Source organism: Halomonas sp. MES3-P3E, from assembly GCF_002836035.1.
Lineage (GTDB): Bacteria > Pseudomonadota > Gammaproteobacteria > Pseudomonadales > Halomonadaceae > Vreelandella > Vreelandella arctica.
On sequence record NZ_PJBT01000182.1, the window covers coordinates 11,884 to 32,607 of the forward strand.

The following is a 20,724-nucleotide window of genomic DNA, read 5'->3' on the forward strand; positions in this document are numbered from 1 at the left end:
TTTCTCCAGCAATCTATTCGATTAGGTTAACCAAATACGCGGTGTGTGTGCGTCTCGCTCGATCCATAGGGGGCGCAAAAGTTGCCAAGCCTGCTCGCATAATGCCCAGGCTTCATTACGCGCGTTACCCAAGTAGCGTAGTAGCAGCACGCCATGGCGGACGGTCACCGCCCAGCGTGCGTTATCCGGCAGCGCTTCACGCAAGGCTTCAATCGCCGCAGGTGCATCTTCAATGCCTACCGCCCAGAGCGTGGCCTGCACCGTGGCACCGCCCTGCCCCCAGCGCCCAATAAAGCGTGGGTGAAGTGGGTCTAACGGTTGGCGCTCTAACCACAGCGGCTTGCCGTCCAGGGTTAAGCGGAAGTGTTGCTCAATGCGGCCAGAAATGTAGGGTAAATCGCTCGCCGGGCGGCCCAGCGCCATCACTTCCCAGCCCAGGCAGCGGGCGCTGCCGTGGAGATCAATCTGGGTGCGCTGCTCGCCTTTCGAGCCATCGAAGGCGATGGTTTCCTGTGGCAGCCATTCCAGAGTGGCGCCATCTTCAACGCTTAACCGGGTGTGCTGAGCCCACGCCACGCCTTGGCTGTCGGCTTTATAGAGTTTATTGGCGGCAGGCGTTGTGAGGAGCGCATGGGCACCGCGCTCGACATGAGCGCTAATGGTAAGCGCGTCGCCGCTGACCAAACCGCCCGGTGGGTGCAGCACGTACACATGGCACGCCTCACCGCGCCCTTCCGGGTAGAACGGCCGCTGCACCCGCAGCGGCCCCTGGTGGCGCGCCTGTACCATTCGGGTAACGCCGTCGCGTTGGGCAAACCGCAGATCTAACGATGCCGCCCAGTGGCGGCCTTGGTCAAAGCGGTGGCCAGAGGCAAGGGGAGATTTTGCGATATCGCATAGCATCATAATTAGCTATCGCTTCCTTTCAGTAAGCCATTAGCTAACTAGTGCAATTAATGCGCCAAAATGGTGAAAGGCGCTGAGCAGCGCCTTTCATCGAACAAAAGCCGCGTTTTGTTAGCGGCACAAACTGAAAAACGCACCAAAAAAGTGCGCATCTGCACTAAAAGGCACCATGCAAGGGCGCCACTATTCGTGCTCTTGACGAATGTGCCATCAACCTGTATATCATTTGATAGATAAAAAGACATCAAATGGAAAACACAATGGATATCCATTTCACTCAATATCAGCCACCCAAAGCTTTGGCGTCCGGATTCTGGCAGCAGGTTGGTCTTCCTGCTCGCGGCCGTAAGCTGCATGAATTGCTACATGCAGGCGTCGAATATCGTGTTTACCCCCAGCTTGCCAAGGTGTCAGGTATTGAGCAGAAGGCGCTGGCACGCTATGTGGATATCCCTTCTGCCACGCTGAGCCGCCGTGCCAAGTCGGGCCGTTTCAAGATGGCAGAGAGTGATCGGCTGTATCGCTTTGCCGAGCTTTTCAAGGCAGCGCTGGACCTGTTCGAGGGTGACGCGGAGGGCGCCCGTGCCTGGCTGCTCAAACCCAATGCCGGACTAGGCGGGCGCCGCCCCGTCGAAATGAGTGCCACCTCGGCGGAGTATCAAACGGTACTGAACCTGATCGGGCGGTTGGAGCACGGGGTGTCGGTATGAGCGAGGTCACCGCTTACCGGCTAGTGAAGCGCAAGTTTCAGGAGAGCGCGTTTGATGGCGAGGGTGCACGGCTTTACGGAGGGCGCTGGAACAGCCCAGGCAATGCCTGTGTGTATGTGGCAAGCTCCGAGTCGTTGGCGCTGCTGGAAATCATGGTGCATCTGGAAAGCCATCGACTGCTCAACGCCTATGCGCTACTGCGCCTGACGCTACCCACCGAGAGCATTCTCAGCGTTGGCGTAGAGGATTTACCCGAAAACTGGCAGGAAGCGCCCGCGCCTGCTGAAACGGCTGATCTAGGCGATGGCTGGCTGGCATCTGGCCAGAGTTTAGCGCTGGCGCTGCCCAGTGTGGTGGTACCAAGAGAGCTTAACTACATGCTCAACCCGGCCCACCCCTTATTCGAGCAAGCCATGGCAACAGCCGAGCCGCTGCCATTTCAACCCGATCCAAGACTTTGAACCGGGTGTGGGTAACTTAAACCGTTCTTAGCAGATTCCAAAGGCGCGTTAATAGCCCGTCTTACGTTTATTCCCGCAATACTCAGAAACCCTTTTCAGCTCACCTCAGCGTCTGTTATCCGCTTGACATTGCATGAATAGCGTCACAAACTTAGCCAAGGCTATACTTCTTTCCTTAGGACAATCAGTTTACACAAAGCAATTTTAACCCATCTACCTCATGACGAGTCTGGAGCTACTACATAATGGCAACAAAATATGCCGTGATTCTATTGGGAACGCTTCCTTTAAGTGCATTGGCAACTGCCGATGAAACGCCCTTAAGCGTGGTGGCAACGATTGGGATGATTGCAGATGTAGCGCAGGAAGTAGGCGGCGAATGCGTTAATGTGGAAGCCATGATGGGCCCCGGCGTAGACCCCCATCTGTATCAGGCAAGCGCTAGCGACGTGGCCTTGCTGCGGGGCGCCGAACACATTCTCTATTCAGGCTACTCATTGGAAGGACAGCTGGGGAGCGTGCTGGAGAATTTCTCGGCACGAACACCCACGCTTGCCGTGGCGCCCGCTTCCATTGATCCGGCGTCGTTGATCACCGCTCAGGATGTCTACGGGGTCGACCCTCACCTGTGGATGGATGTCTCTTTATGGGCCCAAACACTGCCCACCCTGAGCGATGCATTTAGCGAAGCACGCCCTGAGTGCGCCACGACGATTGAAACCAATACCGAGCGTTATCAGGCTCAGTTACTAGCCTTGCATGAGTGGGTTAAAGAGAGCATTGCCAGCATCCCCGAAGAGCAGCGTATTCTCGTCACCGCCCACGACGCTTTCAGCTACTTTGGCCGTGCCTATGACATTGAGGTAGAAGGGATTCAGGGCATCAGTACCGAAACCGAAACCGGGATCGCCGATATTCGCAGCATGGCGGATAGCGTCGTTGCAAATAACGTGCCCGCGGTATTTATCGAGAGCACGATCAATCCGCGTACCATTCAGGCAGTGATCGATGCCGCCAGGCAGCGCGGCCATGAAGTGACCATCGGCGGCCAGCTTTATTCCGACGCCATGGGCGATGAAGGCACGGTAGATGGTACCTATATGGGCATGATCTACCGTAACACCCAGCACATTGTCGAGGCGCTAGGCGGCTCCTTGGCGCCGCTGCCAAAGGCACTGGATGACTGGGCCAGCGAGTGGCAACTCGCTCAATGAGCATTCGATAAGGCAGTGCATCCATGGCGACATCCGACCTTACAGACACCGCTCTGAGCATTAAAAACCTGACGGTGAGCTACCATAACCAGCCCGTGCTTTGGGATATCGATCTGGATATCCCCGCCGGTGTCATGGCGGGCATTGTTGGCCCTAACGGGGCGGGCAAGAGCACGTTGATCAAAAGCCTGCTGGGGCTGGTGCCGTCGTTGTCAGGAGAGGTGATGGTGCATGGGCGACCCTACGCCACGCAGCGTAAACGGGTGGGCTACGTGCCCCAGCGCTCAAGCGTTGACTGGGATTTTCCCACCACTGCACTGGATGTGGTCACCATGGGGCTTTACGGGCGCTTGGGCTGGCTCAAAAGACCGGGGCGCAAAGAGCGCCATGAGGCGCAGGAAGCACTTGAGATGGTCGGTATGAGTGCCTTTGCTGAGCGCCAGATCAGCCAACTCTCAGGTGGCCAGCAGCAGCGCGTATTTTTAGCCCGTGCGCTGGTGCAGCAAGCCGATGTGTATTTTCTTGATGAACCCATGGCGGGCGTCGATGCCACCACCGAGCGGGCCATTATCGATATCCTGCGCCGCCTGCGCGATGCGGGCAAGACGCTGATTGTGGTCCACCATGATCTGCAAACGGTTCGCACCTACTTTGACTGGCTACTGCTACTCAACGTGCGGGTCATCGCCAGCGGCAAGGCCGAGGAGGTGTTCAAGATCGATCACCTACGCCAAGCTTACGGCGGCCAAATCGCGCTACTTGATGACAATGAATCGTTAATGTTTTCCGCCTCAAAGGTGAAGTAACCCATGGCGTGGCTTGAGCTTTTATCTGACTACACCTTTCAGAATGTCGTCATTGGCGCCTCACTGCTGGGGCTGATTAGCGGCCCGCTGGGCTGTTTTGCGGTGCTGCGTCGCCAAAGCCTGCTGGGAGACGCAATCTCCCACGCCGCCCTTCCCGGCATCTGCTTAAGCTTTATTATCACCGGTAGCCGCGATATTGGCGGGATCATTATTGGCTCACTGATCACCGGTTCCGCCGCCGCGCTGATCATGCTGATGCTGACGCGTTTGAGCCGCCTCAAAACCGACGCAGGTCTGGGCGCCTGCCTGAGCATCTTTTTTGCCGTGGGCATTGTGCTGCTCACCTATATCCAGGGCACCAATAACGCCTCTCAAGGTGGTCTTGAGGCCTTTCTGTTCGGCCAGGCCGCCGCGACGCTGCGCTCCGATTTATGGGTGATGGGAAGCATTACGCTGGTCACGCTGCTGCTGCTTGCCGCCTTCTGGAAACAGGCCAAGCTGGTCACCTTTGATGCGGAGTACGCCCGCACGCTCGGCATGCCTACCACCGTGATTGAAGCATCGCTCACCGCTATGGTTGCACTAGCGGTCGTGGTCGGCCTGCAGATGGTTGGTGTGATATTGATGGCCGCCATGATCGTGGCACCCGCGGCCGCCGCGCGACAGTGGAGCCGCCACCTAGGCGGCATGCTCACCATCGCCGCAGGCGTCGGTATTGTCAGTGGTGTTTCAGGGGCGACCATCAGCACCCTGTCGCGTGGCCTGGCAACCGGCCCGCTGATTGTCCTTACCGCAACCGCCATCGTGCTTATATCGTTGGCATTGGCACCCGGCCGTGGCCTGCTATGGGGCATGATAAAGCACTATCGCCAGAAGTCAGCGCTGCAGCAACAACAGCTACTTTATGCGCTGTACAAACACTCGGCCGATCCCGCACGCGCTTCCTCAACACTTGGGTCACGCCGGATGTTCAACAAGCTTAAGCAGCAAGGCTACCTAACCCGCTCTCTACGCGGTGCCACCCCAAGCGACGACGGCTGGGGGCTAACGGCACAGGGCCAGGCGGAGGCTAGAAGAGTGGTCGCGGCCTTTGAGGAATTAGCATCATGATGGCAGAGCTACTGACCACAACTGCCCTGCCCATTATGCTAGTGGGCGCGATGGTAGGCATCGCCTCCTCGGCGGTGGGCACCTTTTTAGTGCTACGCGGCAACAGCATGTTATCCGACGCAATCAGCCATTCGATTGTGTTTGGCATCGTTATCGTCTGGCTGCTGACCAAGCAGCAGAGCGGGCCGGTACAATTGATCGGGGCCGCCCTCACCGGGCTGTTGACCGTCCTGCTCACCGAAGCCTTAGCGAGCACCAAACGGGTCAAGCAGGATACCGCTATCGGGCTGGTCTTCCCGGCATTATTCTCGATCGGCGTGCTGCTATTGAATATTTATGCCAATGATGTGCATATCGACACGCATACTGTGCTGCTCGGTGAGATCGGTTTTGTCTGGCTGGATACCCTCGACATCTTCGGCCTGCCCATCCCCCAGGCGCTGGTATCGATGAGTGTGATGACGGTGCTCAACTACGCGTTTATCGGACTCTTTTATAAGGAGCTGAAGCTGGCCACCTTCGATCCGGCGCTGGCCAAAACGTTCGGTTTTATGCCCTCGATTCTTTTCTATGTGCTGCTCATGCTAACAAGCTCCACTGCCGTGGCGGCCTTTGATGCGGTAGGCGCGGTGCTGTTTATCGCCTTTGCCATTGTTCCCGCCTCCGCCGCCTATTTGCTGACCGACCGGCTGTGGATGATGTTTATCATCGGTGCGCTAATTTCTATCGCCTCGAGTATTTCTGGCTACTACCTCGCCGTGTATCTCAACGTCTCCATTGGCGGCATGATGGCCGTCATGACCGGCGTATTCCTGATCCTCGCCTTTCTGGCAGGGCCACGCTACGGCGTAATTACCCAACTGGTCAAACGCCAACGGGCACGTCAGGCGCCGATGGAGCCGCCGCCCAGCATTTGAAGCCCAGCTTTTGGAAACACGGCTCATCTGCGCGCAAAAAAGCGACCGCCTTTCGACAAACGCTTGGCCAGGCAGGCGGTAACCGGGTGTGGGTAACTCAAACCGTCAAGTGCTGCTTAATCAGCTCATTGGAAAGCTCACTGATCTCGCCTTTGGCTACCGGGCGGCCGCGATCCATAATCACAAAGCGGTCAGCGTACTTGCGGGCGAAAGGCAGTTTCTGCTCCACCAGTAGCACCGTGAGGCCATCCTCGTTGATCAACTGCCGAATCACTTGGCCAATTTGAGCGACGATATTGGGCTGAATACCCTCCCCCGGCTCGTCCAAAATCAACAGCTTGGGTTCAATCACCAGCGCACGGCCAATCGCCAACTGCTGCTGTTGGCCGCCGGATAAATCACCGCCGCGGCGGTTTTTCATCTCTTTAAGCACAGGGAAAAGCTCGTAGACCCGCTCGGGGATTTTCTTCAGTCCGTCACTGCGGGCAGCTAGACCGGTGCGCAGGTTCTCCTCCACGGTCAGCAGCGGAAATATCTGCCGCCCTTGGGGCACGTAGCCAATCCCCAAGCGAGAGCGCGCCTCAACGGCTTTTTTCGTCAGCTGGATCTCGCCTTCCTCGCTGGCGTAGCGCAGCTCGCCACTTTTGACGGCTACCTCACCCATCACGGCTTTCAGCAGCGTGGTTTTACCCACGCCGTTGCGACCCATTACGCAGGTACACTGCCCGGTGGGCACGTCAAGGTCCAAATCCCACAGGGTATGGCTTTCACCGTAGAACTGGTTGAGCTTTTCAATCGCTAGCATCAGGCGGCCTCCTCGTCGTCGGCACCCAGGTAGACCTCGATAACGCTGGGGTCGCTGGAGACTTGGTCCATGGTACCTTCCGCCAGCACGCTGCCCTGGTGTAGCACGGTCACTTGGCGAGCAATGGAGCGCACAAAGCCCATATCATGCTCCACCACGACCACCGATTGTTTACCGGCAAGCCCGGTGAGCAGTTCGGCGGTGCGCTCCATCTCCTGCTCGGTCATGCCCGCCACCGGTTCGTCCACCAGCAGCAGACGCGGGCGCTGCATCAACAGCATGCCAATCTCCAGCCACTGTTTTTGGCCGTGAGAAAGGATCCCGGCGGGCTGATGGCGCAGTGCTGTCAGGCCGATGGTTTCCAGCACTTCATCGATGCGGTCTTTGATCTCCCCCGTCATGCGCGCAGTCAGGGTGGGGAAAATACGCTTGTCGGCGGCCATAGCCAGCTCCAGGTTTTCAAATACCGAGAGCGCTTCGAATACTGTGGGCTTTTGAAACTTGCGACCAATGCCCAGGCTGGCGATATCAGGCTCGTTCATATGCAGCAGGTTGTGGCGGCTGCCGAACCATACGCTGCCGCTATTGGGCCGGGTTTTGCCGGTGATGATATCCATCATGGTGGTTTTGCCCGCCCCGTTGGGGCCGATAATGCAGCGCAGCTCACCGTCGTTGATGGTCAGGTTAAGGTTATTGATGGCTTTAAAACCATCGAAGCTGACGGTGACATCTTCCATATACAGAATCGGCCCATGGCGAACGTCCACCGGTGAGGCTTGAGGCGCCATAAAATCGAACACCCGGTCACGCTGGGTCAGCGATTGCAGCAAACTCATGCGGAGGCCTCCTTGGATGTCTGTGGTTGGTCAGGGTTAGCCGAATCGTCGCGCTTACGGCGCTTGAGATAGCCAAACAACCCCGCCACCCCCTTGGGCAGAAACACCGTGACCAGTACGAACATCGCGCCCAGCGCAAACAGCCAGGCATCGGGCATAACGCCGGTAAAGATGGTTTTGGCGTAGTTGACTAAAATGGCGCCAATCACCGCGCCATACAGAGTGGCGCGACCGCCCAGTGCGACCCACAGCACAATCTCAATGGAGAAAATCGGCGAGAATTCGCTGGGATTGATGATCCCCACTTGTGGCACGTAAAGCGCCCCGGCCAGGCCCGCGAGCATGGCCGATACCACAAACACAAACAGTTGAAAGCGCTCGACCCGGTAGCCGAGAAAGCGCGTGCGCGCTTCGGCGTCGCGAGTAGCCACGCTGACCCGGCCCAGCTTACTGGTGACAATCGCACGGCAGAGGATATAGCCCAGCGCCAGCGCAACGCCAGTGGCGAGGAACAGCCCTAACCGCGTGGCGTCGCTGCGCAGGTCAAAGCCGACGATCTCGCGGAAGTCGGTCAGGCCGTTATTGCCGCCAAAGCCCATCTCATTGCGAAAGAAGGCCAGCATCAAGGCAAAGTTCAGCGCCTGGGTAATGATCGACAGATACACCCCGGTAACCCGCGAGCGGAAGGCCAAGAAGCCGAACACCAGCGCCAGCAGCCCGGGGGCCAGCAGCACCATGATGAAAGCAAACCAAGCCATATCGAAGCCGTGCCAGAACCACGGCAGGCTGTCCCAGTTGAGGAACACCATAAAGTCGGGCAGTACCGGGTGGCCGTAGGTGCCTCGATCACCAATCTGGCGCATCAGGTACATGCCCATTGCGTAACCGCCGATAGCGAAAAAGGCGCCATGGCCGAGGCTTAAAATACCCAGATAACCCCACACCAGATCCACCGCCACGGCGAGCAACGCATAGCTTAGGTACTTACCGAACAGGTTGACCGTATAGGCGCCAATATGCAGCGGGCTATCCGGCGGAACCGCCACGTGCAAGAGGGTAACTAGCGCCAGCGCGGCCACCAGCACGCCAAGAAAAATCTGCGTAGAGCGTTCGCTAAACGGGCGAGTTAGCCAAAAATTCGTCGATGATTCGGTCGTTAGTGACATCGTTTAGCCCTCCGCAGCCCGGCCCTTCTGCGGGAAGAGTCCACGCGGGCGTTTTTGAATGAATAGGATGATGAAGACCAGCACGATGATCTTGGCCAGTACCGCGCCTGCCCAAGGTTCCAGCACTTGGTTGATGACACCCAGCGATAGCCCGGCCACCAGCGTGCCCCACAGATTACCCACGCCGCCGAACACCACCACCATGAAGGAGTCGATGATGTAGTTTTGCCCCAGATTAGGGCCGACGTTGGTGAGCTGGGAGAGCGCGACACCGGCAAGCCCGGCCACGCCGGAGCCCAGCGCAAAGGTCATAATATCCACACGGGTGGCGCGAATGCCCATGGAGCGGGCCATGGCGCGGTTCTGGGTAACAGCACGCACCTCAAGCCCTAGCCGCGTACGGCGCATGATCAGCATCAGGCCTACAAACACCACCAGCGCAAAGCCGAGCACATACATACGGTTAAGGGTGAGCGAAAGCGCATCGTTCACTACCAATGAACCGCTCATCCACTCGGGGGTGATGACGGTACGGTTGAGTGGAGAAATCACCGTGCGCACCAGTTGCTGCAGAATCAGGCTGATACCGAAGGTTGCTAGCAGCGTCTCCAGCGGGCGGCCTTTTAGGAACTGAATCACACCGCGCTCGATCGCCACGCCTGCTAAGGCGGCAACCATAAAGCCAGCGGGAATCGATAGAATCAACGCCAATCCCGGCTGGCCGGGCAGCAGTTGCTGCATCGCCCAGGTGGTGTAGGCACCCAGCATCATTAGCTCGCCGTGGGCCATGTTGATCACGCCCATAACCCCGAAGGTAATCGCCAAGCCAATGGCGGCCAGCACCAGCACCGAACCAAGGCTCAAACCGAAATAGAGCGTTTCCAGGCCGCGGTTGATCTTGAGCTGCTGCTCGATGCCCGCCAGTGAAGCGGCAGCGGCATTGGCGACGACGGGATCATCACTGTTGGCTGCCCGGCTTAACGCCACACGCGAACGGGGGTGAAGGCTGCCGTCCAGCGCTTCAATGCCCGCCATTTCGCCCGCTTCGGCCTGGTAGATCGCTACGGCCTGTGTCAGGCGATAGCGCACCTGTTCATCGTCTTCCTGTTCGATCAAGTCCTCGAGGGTGGGCACCAGCTCACCATCTACTTCACCTAGCAGGCGCTCGGCCGATGTGCGGCGGCGCTCCACGCTAGGCGAGTAGAGGTCAACGACCGCGATGGCACTGCGCAGTTGGTTACGCAGGTTGTTATTAATACCAATACGTTCCAGGTCACGGCGGGACATCTCGCCCAGCGCTTCGCCGGTCAAAACATCGGCTACCGGCCAATCGCGGCCGCGGTTTTCCAATACCAGTACAAAGCGGCCGTCTTCGGTGCGCTGTAGGCGGCCATCCAGCAAGGCCTGCAGCCAATCACGAGCGCGCTCATCGTCGCTTTGCAAAATAGCGGTAATGGCTTCGCCTTTGGCGGTGTAGGACTCAACGTCCAGTGCTTCCAGCAATTCAAGGGCGGCACTGTCGTTAGCGCCCGTATTGTCAGAACCAGCGTTGTTAGCGGTGTCTGTTTGTGCCTGCGCGGTGAGGGTGGCCCCCAACAGCAGGAAGCAGAGCAGCGCCAAGGAAAGGAAACGCCTCATGGGGTTCTTCCTTTGGTTATTTAAAAACGGTTATCTAAGAGGGAAAGATAGCGTGCTCCTTGCCGCGCCAACCTCAAAATAACGGCGCGGCAAGGGAGTTGATGCCTTACTCAGCGAGTGCCGCTTCGGCTTCTTCTGCTGCGGTGCTGCCGCCGCACGAGCCGTTAACGACGTTGAAGTTGCCGCATTCCATCGGCTTGCGCCAATCGGCAATCAGGTCACGCGAGCCAGGCAGGTAGTCCGACCAGGCATCGCCTGCCACGGTAGACGGTGTCTGCCAAACGATATCGAACTGGCCGTTGTCCTGAATCTCACCGATCAGCACCGGCTTGGTGATGTGGTGGTTGGGCATCATCGCCGCATAGCCGCCGGAAAGGTTAGGCACGGTGACACCAATAATGGCGTCTTTAACCGTGTCGACGTCTGTCGTGCCCGCTTTGCGAACCGCTTCGGCCCACATGTTGAAGCCAATGTAGTGCGCTTCCATTGGGTCGTTGGTCACGGCCATATCCTCGCCGGTGTACTCAATCCAGGCATCGATAAAGTCGTAGTTGTCATCGTTATCGACGCTCATGAAGTAGTTCCAGGCAGCCAAGTGGCCCACTAGCGGCGCGGTATCGATACCGGTCAGTTCCTGCTCACCCACCGAGAAGGCGATGACCGGAATATCGGCCGCATCGATGCCCTGGTTGGAAAGCTCGGTGTAGAACGGTACGTTGGCGTCGCCGTTCACGGTCGAGATCACCGCAGTGGGTTTACCCTCTTCACCGAAACGGCGAATTTCGGCCACGATGTTCTGCCAATCGGAGTGACCGAAGGGCGTGTAGTTGACCATGATGTCCTCATCCGCGATGCCGTGCTCATCCTTGAGGAACGCTTCGAGGATACGGTTGGTGGTGCGCGGGTAGACGTAGTCGGTACCCACCAGCGCAAAACGCTCGATACCCACTTCGTTGATTAAGTATTCAACCGCTGGAATCGCCTGCTGGTTAGGCGCCGCGCCGGTGTAGAAGACGTTTTCAGAAGACTCTTCGCCTTCATACTGCACCGGGTAGAACAGTAGACCGTTAAGCTCTTCGACAACGGGCAGTACCGATTTACGCGATACCGAGGTCCAGTTACCGAAGATGACGTCGACTTCTTCTTGTGCCAATAGCTCACGGGCACGTTCGGCAAACAGCGGCCAGTTAGACGCCGGGTCAACCACCACGGCTTCCAACTGACGACCCAGCAAACCACCGGCTTCGTTCTGCTGTTCAATCAACATTTCGACGGTGTCTTTGAGTACGGTCTCACTAATCGCCATGGTGCCGGAGAGTGAGTGCAGGATACCGACTTTGATGGGGTCATCGTCTTGCGCGATGGCCTGGGCACTGGCTCCCATAACCGCCGCGGTGAGCAGCGCGGTGGCGAAACGGCCAGGCGAGCGGCTTGAGCGCGCTTGTTGTTGGTAAGAGAGCGTCGAGCGAGTATGGGTATTGTGCTGCAATGTGGTCACTTGAACCTCCTTGCACCCCTTATCTCTGGGGCTTGTTTATTGGCTTCGTATTCAAGGAGCCGGTTGGAAACTCCTCAATACGTCCACTAGCCATTAATACCTGCAAGGGGTGCGCCAGTTTGGCACAACGTCCATTTTAAATTACTTAATCAATTACTTAGCAGTCTTAAATTATTCTCAAATATAACCCCATGCACCAATATACAGCGCAAAACGGCGACTAAAGCACGCCATCAATGCACCAATAAGTTTCAGTGCACCATATGGGCGCTCTGGTCTTTTTGTATTCTGGTTAATTACTTAATACTTACTGATCAGTTACAAACGACAAGGTCAACACAACACAGTTTTGACGGCTTCTAAAGGTATTGTAAATAAAAAACGGGGCGTCAACTTTCGCCGACGTCCCGTTGTTCACGATTGATCTCTTTAAGTATCAATCGCTTTCAGGCGAGCCTGAAGAGGGTGTTTTTCCCTTCATTCCACGACGCAGGAGGGGACCCACAATATAAGGCAAGATCAAGCCCAATCCAGCAAAGACCCAAAGGCCGATAGCCAGGCCGCTATCCCAAAGAATCATCCAGTCGCCATCAGAGATATCCATGGCATGGCGCAGGTTCTTCTCCATCTCAGGCCCCAGCAACAAGCCAAGAATCACTGGCACCAGCGGAATCTCAAGCTTGCGCAGAACGTAACCGCCCACCCCAAAGGCCACCATGAAGTAGAGGTCAAAGATGGTGTTACTGATCGAGTAGATACCCACGAAGGCAATCATCGTGACGATTGGCAGCAGGTACATGGGTGGTACGGACAGCAGTTTGACGAAGATGCCCACCAACGGAATGTTAAGGATCAGCAGTAAGAAGTTACCAATCAACAGCGCCGCGATCACGCCCCAGACGATGTCGGCATTCTGGGTGAACATCAACGGTCCTGGGGTGATATTCAACGAAATCAGCAGCGCTAGCAGCACCGCTGTCGTGCCGCTACCCGGCACACCCAGTGTCAACATAGGAACCAAAGCACCGCTGGACGCGCCATTGTTACCAGCTTCAGGCGCCGCCACACCGCGCGGGTCGCCTTGCCCAAAATAGCCTTTCTTACCCAACACACGTTTTTCAAGGGTATAGCTGATGAAGCTACCCAACGAAGCACCGGCACCCGGTAGCACGCCGGCAACAAACCCCAGCACCCCGCCACGGAAACTGGTGGGTAGAATGTCGCGGATATCCTTCCAAGAGAGAGAAAGCTTGTTGACCTTCATCTTCTCCTTACCACCGCCAGCACGCTCCTCAATGAAGAACAACAGCTCGGAAATGGCAAACAGACCGACGATAGCAATAATGAAGTCGACACCTTCAAAGAGTTCAAGCACGCCGAAGGTGTAGCGCTGAACGCCGGTATTGTCGATACCCACCGTAGCGATCATTAGACCAATACAGGCGGCAACCACTGTTTTGATAGGGTTTTTGCCGGTGATGCCGCCTAAGGTAGCGAACGCCAGCAGGAAGAGCGCGAAATATTCTGCCGGACCGAACGTCAGGGCGAAATTAGCCAGCAGTGGCGCCAGCAGAATCAAACCAATAGTGGCGATTAGACTACCAATAAAGGAGGCGACGGCAGAGATTGCCAGTGCCTCGGAAGCCTTGCCTTTCTGGGCCATGGGATACCCGTCAAGACAGGTCATCATGGCGGGTTCATCGCCGGGAATATTCAACAGAATCGATGAAATACGCCCACCGTACATGGCACCCGCATACACGGAGGTCAGCATAATCAGGGCGGTTTCTGGTGCGAGTCCCAAACTGAACGCCAGCGGAATCAGGATGGCCACACCATTGGCTGGGCCTAATCCCGGCAAGGCGCCGATCAAGGTGCCTAGAAAAGCACCCAGCAAGGCGAACATTAGGTTATGGGGCTGCAGAGCAACGCCAAAACCATCCATCAAATAACCTAGAGTTTCCATTAGTTCATCTCCAGGAATGACAACAGACCCAGCGGCAAGGCGAGATCAAGTGCGAAGCTAAACAGAAAGTACACCACCACACCCGAAACTGCCCCGGTCATGTAAGCATTGAACGGCCGAGCCCCCATGCGCCAGCAAAGCGTTCCCACCGCCAACGCCGTGCTAATAATAAAGCCCAGCGGCTGAAGCAACATGGCGTAAAAGATCAGCACCACCACGGCGATAATCAGCTCGATACCGGTACGGCTCCATGGCCAGGCGTTGTCGGGATCAGGGCGTACAATCAGATAAAGGCTGGAAATTGCCAGCACCACGGCCAGCAACTTCGGAAAAGTGTCGGGGCCGACGGCTTCGGCCCCACCAAACGGTTCCGGGAACTGAGTCGCGGCCCAGCCGTACGCGACGGCCAGGACGATCATCAAGACCCCAAAGATGCGGTCGTTAAAGGTCATTATTGAATTAGCCCAATATCTTTAGAAAGCTGCTCAATGTCATTGATCTGGTTGAGTACGAATTCTTCAAACTCACCAGCGGTCATGTGGAAAGGCATCAAACCGTTCTGTGTCATGACACTCTGCCACTCTTCACTTTCATAAATAGTGTCCATGGCATCGGTCCAATACGCTTGCGCTTCTTCGGAGACATCCGCCGGCATATAAAAGCCGCGCCAGTTGGGGCCAATGGCATCGATGCCTTGCTCACGGGCGGTGGGGATGTCAGCCAAGTCACCGGGCAGGCGCTCTTCAGAGAGAACGGCCAGGACGCGCAAGTCACCGGACTCCATAAACCCTTGGGCTTCGGTTATATCACCGGTAAAGGCGTCCACGTGGCCACCGATCACCTGGGTTAATGCTTCGCCACCATTGTTGTATGACAGGTAGGCGACGCGCGGAAGGTTCTCGACATCAGCTGCCTGAGCAGCGATCAGCACTTTGAGATGATCCCAGCCGCCTTTGGCGCTACCACCAGCGAACTTGACGCTGCGCGGGTCTTCCTTGAGCGAGTCCATCAGTTCATTGAGGTCATCAATCTCGGAATCAGCGGCCACGGCGATAATCCCGTAATCCGCCCCTAGGGCACCGATCCAATTGACCTGATCGGCAGTCAACCCTGGGAATTGCCCTTGGGCCAGACGAGTGGTCGTGGCGGTAGACGCGGCAACCAGCAGGTGGTCGTCGCCAGCGCGCTTGCTGACGGTATGAGCAAACGCCACACCGCCACCAGCGCCAGCCATGTTGATGGTTTGTACATTCGCCGGAACTAGATCAAGTTCCTGCATGACATTCCCTACGCTACGGCAAGTAAAGTCCCAACCGCCGCCTGGGTCAGAGGGCGCAATACACTCTACCTTTCCTTCTGGCTCGAAGGCTGAAGCGGTACTGGAAAAGGTGGTAACAGCCGCTAGCGGAAGGCTCAGCAGAGTTAGGAGTTTAAAACGAGTCATGGCGTTCTCCACGTATCAGTGTTGTTGTGTGGGTGCGGTTGTATTGATGTTGTTGTGTGAGGCGTCTTATTGTGAGACTGCACGCCGCGAACGTTAGAAGACCACTGCCCTGACCGACAAGCTTGTGCGCATAAAAGACAAAAAGTTCTTTATGGGCATTTTGTTCATTTTGTTCACGCCTGTTTGCTTGCAGTACGCACTTACAGAGCATCTAGCCATTTGTGTGCCGTTGCTAACAATCGGTAGCGTCGCTCGGGCCTCCCTACATCACCATAGCCCAGCTCGGCACTCACCGCCTGCTCGGCGACCAGGAACTCTAGATAACGCCGCGCGGTCGAGCGGCTGGCGCCCATGATGCGTGCCATCTGCATGGCGGTAAGCGAGTCAGGGGCGCCAGCCAGTGAATCGATCACCCGGCGCAGCGTCAGCCGATCAATCCCTTTGGGCAGGGCTTGAGACAAGGTTTGAGTTTTAGCACGCGGCGTTTCGCCGGGCTTCAAGCGCGCCAGTACGTGATCCAATTCGTCCTGGCTCATCTCGACTCGATTGGCCAACGCCTCTCTCTCGCGACGAAAGCGGGTCAGCATCTGGGACATCCGCGCGGCCTCAATGGGCTTGATAAGATAGTCAAACACCCCACCGCGTAGCGCTTCGCTGATGGTTTCCACTTCCCGGGCGGCGGTAACCATCACGATATCCACATGCACATGGTCGCGGCGAATCGCCCATAGCAGCTCTAAACCCTCAACGTCGGGAAGAAAGGCATCCAATAAAATTAGCTGGATGCTGGCAGCATGCTCCGCCATGAGCGCTTTAGCTTCGCTGCCATTACGTGCCATACCCACTACATAAAAACCGTCGCTCTGTTCTATAAAGGCCCTGTGGATATCAGCAATGCGAAAATCGTCTTCAACGACCAAAATGCCGTACTGCCCATCAGACATTACTTTCCCCCTAGCCGTTGTGGTCACTGTTTTTGAAATTGTTGTTGAGACTGTTCTTGAGACTGTTCTTGAGACTGTTGTTAAAACTGTTGTTGATACTGCTGCGCGCACAGCGAACGGTCGAGCACTGCAATAAAGCAGGCGCCACCCAACTCACTCTCTTCCAGCGTCACCGCGCCGCCGTACTGGCGGCAGAGCCTGGCCACCAGCGCCAGGCCAATGCCCTGGTGCTTGCCAGTTTTGGTCGAGAAACCCTCCTGGAAAATCGACTCAGCAAATTGAGCGGGCACCCCCGGCCCGTTATCTTCCACTTCGATCAGCAGCTGTTCGCCCAAATCGGTAAAAAATAATCGCACTTTGGGCTCTTCACTCGGCCCATTCAGCGCTGCGTGACAGGCGTTGTCCAGCAGGTTACCCACCACGCTCATCATCACCTCTTGACCGGTGGGCGTTAGTGGGCAAGAGAGTGAGCTTTGCTCATCGATTTCCAGCGCCACGCCGAGCTCCCGCGCGCGGGTTAGTTTACCCAGTAGCGTGCCGCTAAGCACGGCGTCAGCCACGTTGCGCATTAAAAAGCTCATCTGCGCCTGGGCGCGCTCGGTTTCCTGATGGATCAGCGCCAGGGCTTCCTCGATGCGTTGTAACTGCAGTAATCCGGAGATGGTGTAAAGCTTGTTGGAAAACTCATGGGCCTGGGCGCGCAGCATATCCACATCGCGGCTGGCCTGGGTTAACGCTTGGGAGAGATCGACTATCTCACGACGGCTACGGAAGGTGGCCACCGCCCCTTCAATCTCTCCTTCGTACAGAATCGGCACCCGGTTGACGACAACAGGATGATCACCCAGCCACATTTCCTGATCGAATTCCTGCTCACCGCGACGGAGCACCTCCTGCAGCCTCGAATTGGGCACCACCTCACGAATGGGTTGCCCCAGCAGTACATGCTCGTCATCCAAGTTAAGAAAACGCCGCGCCTGCTGGTTGACCAGCGTGATATGCCCTTCTCGGTTAACCGCCAGGATGCCTTCGTGGATCGACTGCAGAATGGCCTCTTTTTCCATCGCCAGCCGCGCAATCTCGTAGGGCTCCAGGCCTAAAATGACCTTTTTAAGGTGCTGCGATAGCCAATAGGCACCGGCAAAGCCCAGGCAGATCATCAGCGCCACCAATATCCAGCCAAAGCTGTTATAGCGCGCCACGTCCATCTCGACGCGATCCATCATGAAACCGACGGACACCAAGCCAATAATATTGCCCTCTTCATCCCAGATAGGTGCTTTACCACGCATGGCGGTACCTAGTGAACCGGTTGCCTCGGAGACATAGAACTGACCATGGATCAGCGCCTGATCGTTATCTCCGCCCACCATCCGTTGTCCTATTCTTTCCGGCAAGGGGTGGGAGTAGCGGATGCTTTGGGCATTGCCCACCACGACATAGCGCGCCCCTGTTTCTTGGCGTACCCGTTCTGCCAGCGGCTGGATAATAAAAGCGGGATTAGGGATATCAAATGCGTTGATAATTTGCGGCATTGACGCCACCGTTTTGGCTACCGCCAGCGCCCGTTCGCCCATCTGCTGGCTAATGATTTCCGCCTTGCGGAGATTGAGATACGTGCCCTGTGCCAGTAGCATGCCCGCCAGCAATAGCCCCACCAGCAGCATTACCTGCAGGCGAAAGCTGCGTTTGTACCAACTGCGCCTAGCGCGGGTACGGCGCCAGCGCTGCAGCTCGGCGAGTGTTCGGGGGCGAGTAGCACTCATAGATAGACTCGAAATACATGACCGCACCATTATGGCACGCGCCAGCAGACGGCGTTAATCGCCGTCAACCTAGGCCTTCGTTCGCTGATATAATGCTCGATTGCCGAAACCAAGGAGGGATGTAGTGGCTATTGTTGCGAGAATTGTTCGATGGATGCTCTTGCTGGCCTGCTGGCCACTGTGGTTAACCGCAGCCTATGCCAACCCATTTTATGCCCCACCACCGCCTAAGGAAGATGCCCCCGTATTCAGTGGCGATGCAGAGCTTGGTTTTACCCACCTTTCAGGCAATACCAACAGTCAAACCCTGATTGGCAAAACGCGGCTGACGTGGCTGACTGGTAAGTTTACTTACTCCTTGCGTGGTGAAGTGCGCAATGTGAGTAAGGATAACGAAACCAGCGCCGAGCAGTACCTGGTCGCAGGACGCGAACGCTATGAACTGGATGGCCCCCACTACCTGTTTGGGTTTGCCCGCTGGGAGAAGGATCGCTTTGCCGGTTACGACCAGCAGTTGTCAGCGATTGGCGGTTATGGGCGCCAGATTCTTGAGAATGACACCCATACGTTGTCGCTGGAAGCGGGCCCTGGCTATCGTCACGATCGACTGCGCGATTACGACGATGAGCGCTTGATGGTGACCTACACCGCGCTGGATTACCGCTGGGAATTTTCTGACTACGCCGATATCGAGCAGGAAATGTCCCTTGAGTATACCGACCAGAACACGACGTCCCGCTCGCTAACGGCGCTCACCGCTAGGCTAAATTCAAAGCTGTCGCTGCGCCTATCCCACGAAATCAAGCACAACTCGCAGCCGCCCGACGACACCAGCGAACGCACGGACAGCACCACCAGTGCGTCGCTGCTTTATCGTTGGTAGCGCCTGGGCGGCGCTTCCCCTTGACGATCAGAAGTGGAATTTAACCAGCGCGCTGACGGCGCTTTCGGTGTCCATGACATCGTCGGCAAGGCCATATTTATGGTGCCAGTACGAGTACTCGATCCCGGCGTAAAGTACGCCTGGGTGGCCGCGATAGTGGCCCAAATCAAGTTTCAACTGCGGATTGAAATGAAACTCTGCGGCATGATCCGACGCCGCCGACGAGTAATCGATGTAGCCATCAAACAAGAAGCGCGACGCCCCTACCTCGAAAGGCGCTCCCCAGGTCAGCGTCAGCTGCAGGTCATCGGCGATTTCACTGTTGTTCACGTAATAGAACGTGCTATTGAAATACTGGGTTCCTGGCACGTCCCAGGCAAAGCTAACGCCCGTCAGGATATTGGTGGCATCGGTGCCGCCGCCAAATTCGTAAGTGCCCGCCAGCGATACGTCTTTAAGCAAACCCCGCTGCAAATCAACGCCGCTCAGCCAGCCAAGGCTTAACGCCGGGGAGAATTCGCCGTACAGGTCGTCGTCGCCATCGGCCCGGCCCCTCCCCTGATTGCGATCTACAAACAGAAAGGTGCCACCCCAGTCGTGCGCGGTGACGTTCTCAAACGTCACGTAAGTATCGGTGCGTTCCTCTCTGCCAAATGCTTGATACTGATCGCTATACAGCAGTGAGATACTCGAGTCTGAAAATAACTTCTCAGCCGATGCAAACGGTGATATCAACATGGCAGCGACTAAACCGGCTGTGGATAAATAATTCATGCGTTCCCCTCGTTCATAAAAGCTGACAATGCCAGCGAGTCAATACCACAACGATACGTTGCCGCTGCGGCAGTTAACGCCCCTGACCACGATGGGCCCAGGCGGTCATGCGTTTTTCTAATTGGGCAAACAGTTCGTACATCACCATCGCCATGGCGCTAATCACCAGCAGCCCGGCAAATACCAGCCCCATGCGCATTTGCGAACCTGCGCTCATCATCAAGTAGCCGATACCTTGATTGGAGGCGACGGTTTCCGACACTACCGTGCCTACAAAGGCCAAGGTAATCGCCACTTTTAGCGAGGCAAAAAAGTACGGCAGCGAACGCGGTAAACCGACCTTCAAAAGCACATCCATACGCCGCGCACCCAGTACGCGCAGCACGTCTTCCATCTCAGGTTCCAGCGTTGCCAGGCCAGTCGCGACGTTGACCACAATGGGAAAGAAGCAGATTAAAAAGGCGGTAAGAATCGCCGGTACCGAACCGATGCCAAACCAGACCACTAAGATAGGCACGAACGCCACTTTGGGAATGGCATTAAAGCCCACTAGCAGCGGGTAACAGGCGTTATATAGAAAGCGTGACGAGCCGATAATAAAGCCCAACACCAATCCCACCGCGACGCCCAGACCAAAGCCGATCAGCGTGGTCCAGAAGGTCTGCCAGGAATGCATAGCGATAGGCCCGGCGTAGGTCACCAGCGCTTGGGCGGTTTCCAGGGCGCTGGGGAGGATAAAGCTAGGCACATCAAACACCCGCACCGTGACTTCCCAGATGACGACCAGTGCGACCACTGCAATCCAGGGCGCCAGCCTTTCAATTAACTGATTATTTTTCGTCATAAGTGCGCCTTTCATTAAGTGCTACGTACGTTTATT

Annotated in this window: 20 protein-coding genes; 7 read left to right on the top strand and 13 right to left on the bottom strand. The window is 56.6% G+C overall.

The window, feature by feature from the left end:
• Window positions 1-21 precede the first annotated feature (21 nt).
• The gene (locus tag CXF87_RS12640; RefSeq protein WP_101146815.1) at window positions 22-906 is read right to left on the bottom strand and encodes an urease accessory protein UreD; all 885 of its coding nucleotides are present in this window, start codon (window positions 904-906) and stop codon (window positions 22-24) included.
• 248 nt (window positions 907-1,154) lie between these two features.
• Here CXF87_RS12640 and parS point away from each other — a divergent pair, with 248 nt between their 5' ends.
• The 6 genes from parS (at window position 1,155) to CXF87_RS12675 (ending at window position 6,124) form a co-directional block, all read left to right on the top strand.
• Window positions 1,155-1,616, top strand: coding sequence for a type II RES/Xre toxin-antitoxin system antitoxin (parS, locus tag CXF87_RS12650; RefSeq protein ID WP_232774919.1), 462 nt, complete (start codon window positions 1,155-1,157; stop codon window positions 1,614-1,616).
• Complete coding sequence (locus CXF87_RS12655; protein WP_101146818.1) at window positions 1,613-2,077, top strand: RES family NAD+ phosphorylase; 465 nt, start codon at window positions 1,613-1,615, stop codon at window positions 2,075-2,077. The genes parS and CXF87_RS12655 overlap by 4 nt, the downstream gene beginning before the upstream one ends.
• 245 nt (window positions 2,078-2,322) lie before the next feature.
• Window positions 2,323-3,291, top strand: a complete 969-nt coding sequence (locus CXF87_RS12660; RefSeq protein ID WP_101146819.1) for a metal ABC transporter solute-binding protein, Zn/Mn family — start codon at window positions 2,323-2,325, stop codon at window positions 3,289-3,291.
• A gap of 23 nt (window positions 3,292-3,314) precedes the next feature.
• Window positions 3,315-4,097 (top strand): metal ABC transporter ATP-binding protein, encoded by a 783-nt coding sequence (locus tag CXF87_RS12665; RefSeq protein WP_101146820.1) that lies wholly within the window; start codon window positions 3,315-3,317, stop codon window positions 4,095-4,097.
• A gap of 3 nt (window positions 4,098-4,100) precedes the next feature.
• Window positions 4,101-5,207, top strand: coding sequence for a metal ABC transporter permease (locus tag CXF87_RS12670; protein ID WP_101146821.1), 1,107 nt, complete (start codon window positions 4,101-4,103; stop codon window positions 5,205-5,207).
• A complete protein-coding gene (locus CXF87_RS12675) occupies window positions 5,204-6,124 on the top strand; it encodes a metal ABC transporter permease (protein WP_101146822.1) in 921 nt (306 codons plus the stop codon). The genes CXF87_RS12670 and CXF87_RS12675 overlap by 4 nt, the downstream gene beginning before the upstream one ends.
• A gap of 97 nt (window positions 6,125-6,221) precedes the next feature.
• Here CXF87_RS12675 and urtE read toward each other — a convergent pair whose 3' ends face one another.
• From urtE to CXF87_RS12725, 10 genes are all read right to left on the bottom strand, one after another.
• The gene (urtE, locus tag CXF87_RS12680; RefSeq protein WP_101146823.1) at window positions 6,222-6,929 is read right to left on the bottom strand and encodes an urea ABC transporter ATP-binding subunit UrtE; all 708 of its coding nucleotides are present in this window, start codon (window positions 6,927-6,929) and stop codon (window positions 6,222-6,224) included.
• Complete coding sequence (gene urtD, locus CXF87_RS12685; protein WP_101146824.1) at window positions 6,929-7,765, bottom strand: urea ABC transporter ATP-binding protein UrtD; 837 nt, start codon at window positions 7,763-7,765, stop codon at window positions 6,929-6,931. The genes urtE and urtD overlap by 1 nt, the downstream gene beginning before the upstream one ends.
• Complete coding sequence (gene urtC, locus CXF87_RS12690) at window positions 7,762-8,931, bottom strand: urea ABC transporter permease subunit UrtC (protein WP_101146825.1); 1,170 nt, start codon at window positions 8,929-8,931, stop codon at window positions 7,762-7,764. Before urtC ends, urtD begins: the two co-directional genes overlap by 4 nt.
• Window positions 8,932-8,934: 3 nt before the next feature.
• Window positions 8,935-10,569, bottom strand: a complete 1,635-nt coding sequence (gene urtB / locus CXF87_RS12695) for an urea ABC transporter permease subunit UrtB (protein ID WP_101146826.1) — start codon at window positions 10,567-10,569, stop codon at window positions 8,935-8,937.
• A gap of 106 nt (window positions 10,570-10,675) precedes the next feature.
• A complete protein-coding gene (gene urtA, locus CXF87_RS12700) occupies window positions 10,676-12,067 on the bottom strand; it encodes an urea ABC transporter substrate-binding protein (protein WP_442906368.1) in 1,392 nt (463 codons plus the stop codon).
• A gap of 436 nt (window positions 12,068-12,503) precedes the next feature.
• Complete coding sequence (locus tag CXF87_RS12705) at window positions 12,504-14,033, bottom strand: tripartite tricarboxylate transporter permease (RefSeq protein WP_101146827.1); 1,530 nt, start codon at window positions 14,031-14,033, stop codon at window positions 12,504-12,506.
• Entirely contained in the window at window positions 14,033-14,485 is a 453-nt protein-coding gene (locus CXF87_RS12710; RefSeq protein ID WP_101146828.1) for a tripartite tricarboxylate transporter TctB family protein, read from the bottom strand. Before CXF87_RS12710 ends, CXF87_RS12705 begins: the two co-directional genes overlap by 1 nt.
• The gene (locus tag CXF87_RS12715) at window positions 14,485-15,477 is read right to left on the bottom strand and encodes a Bug family tripartite tricarboxylate transporter substrate binding protein (protein ID WP_101146829.1); all 993 of its coding nucleotides are present in this window, start codon (window positions 15,475-15,477) and stop codon (window positions 14,485-14,487) included. The genes CXF87_RS12710 and CXF87_RS12715 overlap by 1 nt, the downstream gene beginning before the upstream one ends.
• A gap of 200 nt (window positions 15,478-15,677) precedes the next feature.
• On the bottom strand, window positions 15,678-16,421 hold the full coding sequence (locus CXF87_RS12720) for a response regulator (RefSeq protein WP_101146830.1): 744 nt from the start codon (window positions 16,419-16,421) through the stop codon (window positions 15,678-15,680).
• An 80-nt stretch (window positions 16,422-16,501) separates the two neighbouring features.
• A complete protein-coding gene (locus CXF87_RS12725) occupies window positions 16,502-18,187 on the bottom strand; it encodes an ATP-binding protein (RefSeq protein WP_101146831.1) in 1,686 nt (561 codons plus the stop codon).
• Window positions 18,188-18,341: 154 nt separating this feature from the next.
• Between CXF87_RS12725 and CXF87_RS12730 the strand changes: the two genes are divergently transcribed.
• Entirely contained in the window at window positions 18,342-19,070 is a 729-nt protein-coding gene (locus CXF87_RS12730; RefSeq protein WP_101146933.1) for a DUF481 domain-containing protein, read from the top strand.
• A 27-nt stretch (window positions 19,071-19,097) separates the two neighbouring features.
• Here the strand turns inward: CXF87_RS12730 and CXF87_RS12735 are convergent, their stop codons facing one another.
• Entirely contained in the window at window positions 19,098-19,844 is a 747-nt protein-coding gene (locus tag CXF87_RS12735) for an outer membrane protein OmpK (RefSeq protein ID WP_101146832.1), read from the bottom strand.
• 73 nt (window positions 19,845-19,917) lie between these two features.
• On the bottom strand, window positions 19,918-20,688 hold the full coding sequence (locus CXF87_RS12740) for an ABC transporter permease (protein ID WP_101146833.1): 771 nt from the start codon (window positions 20,686-20,688) through the stop codon (window positions 19,918-19,920).
• Between the last annotated feature and the right edge of the window lie 36 nt (window positions 20,689-20,724).

Bases quoted from the DNA above. Each gene is read 5' to 3' on its own strand.
- CXF87_RS12640 (WP_101146815.1), bottom strand. From the start codon at position 906: ATGATGCTATGCGATATCGCAAAATCTCCCCTTGCCTCTGGCCACCGC.
- parS (WP_232774919.1), top strand. From the start codon at position 1,155: ATGGAAAACACAATGGATATCCATTTCACTCAATATCAGCCACCCAAA.
- CXF87_RS12655 (WP_101146818.1), top strand. From the start codon at position 1,613: ATGAGCGAGGTCACCGCTTACCGGCTAGTGAAGCGCAAGTTTCAGGAG.
- CXF87_RS12660 (WP_101146819.1), top strand. From the start codon at position 2,323: ATGGCAACAAAATATGCCGTGATTCTATTGGGAACGCTTCCTTTAAGT.
- CXF87_RS12665 (WP_101146820.1), top strand. From the start codon at position 3,315: ATGGCGACATCCGACCTTACAGACACCGCTCTGAGCATTAAAAACCTG.
- CXF87_RS12670 (WP_101146821.1), top strand. From the start codon at position 4,101: ATGGCGTGGCTTGAGCTTTTATCTGACTACACCTTTCAGAATGTCGTC.
- CXF87_RS12675 (WP_101146822.1), top strand. From the start codon at position 5,204: ATGATGGCAGAGCTACTGACCACAACTGCCCTGCCCATTATGCTAGTG.
- urtE (WP_101146823.1), bottom strand. From the start codon at position 6,929: ATGCTAGCGATTGAAAAGCTCAACCAGTTCTACGGTGAAAGCCATACC.
- urtD (WP_101146824.1), bottom strand. From the start codon at position 7,765: ATGAGTTTGCTGCAATCGCTGACCCAGCGTGACCGGGTGTTCGATTTT.
- urtC (WP_101146825.1), bottom strand. From the start codon at position 8,931: ATGTCACTAACGACCGAATCATCGACGAATTTTTGGCTAACTCGCCCG.
- urtB (WP_101146826.1), bottom strand. From the start codon at position 10,569: ATGAGGCGTTTCCTTTCCTTGGCGCTGCTCTGCTTCCTGCTGTTGGGG.
- CXF87_RS12705 (WP_101146827.1), bottom strand. From the start codon at position 14,033: ATGGAAACTCTAGGTTATTTGATGGATGGTTTTGGCGTTGCTCTGCAG.
- CXF87_RS12710 (WP_101146828.1), bottom strand. From the start codon at position 14,485: ATGACCTTTAACGACCGCATCTTTGGGGTCTTGATGATCGTCCTGGCC.
- CXF87_RS12715 (WP_101146829.1), bottom strand. From the start codon at position 15,477: ATGACTCGTTTTAAACTCCTAACTCTGCTGAGCCTTCCGCTAGCGGCT.
- CXF87_RS12720 (WP_101146830.1), bottom strand. From the start codon at position 16,421: ATGTCTGATGGGCAGTACGGCATTTTGGTCGTTGAAGACGATTTTCGC.
- CXF87_RS12725 (WP_101146831.1), bottom strand. From the start codon at position 18,187: ATGAGTGCTACTCGCCCCCGAACACTCGCCGAGCTGCAGCGCTGGCGC.
- CXF87_RS12730 (WP_101146933.1), top strand. From the start codon at position 18,342: ATGCTCTTGCTGGCCTGCTGGCCACTGTGGTTAACCGCAGCCTATGCC.
- CXF87_RS12735 (WP_101146832.1), bottom strand. From the start codon at position 19,844: ATGAATTATTTATCCACAGCCGGTTTAGTCGCTGCCATGTTGATATCA.
- CXF87_RS12740 (WP_101146833.1), bottom strand. From the start codon at position 20,688: ATGACGAAAAATAATCAGTTAATTGAAAGGCTGGCGCCCTGGATTGCA.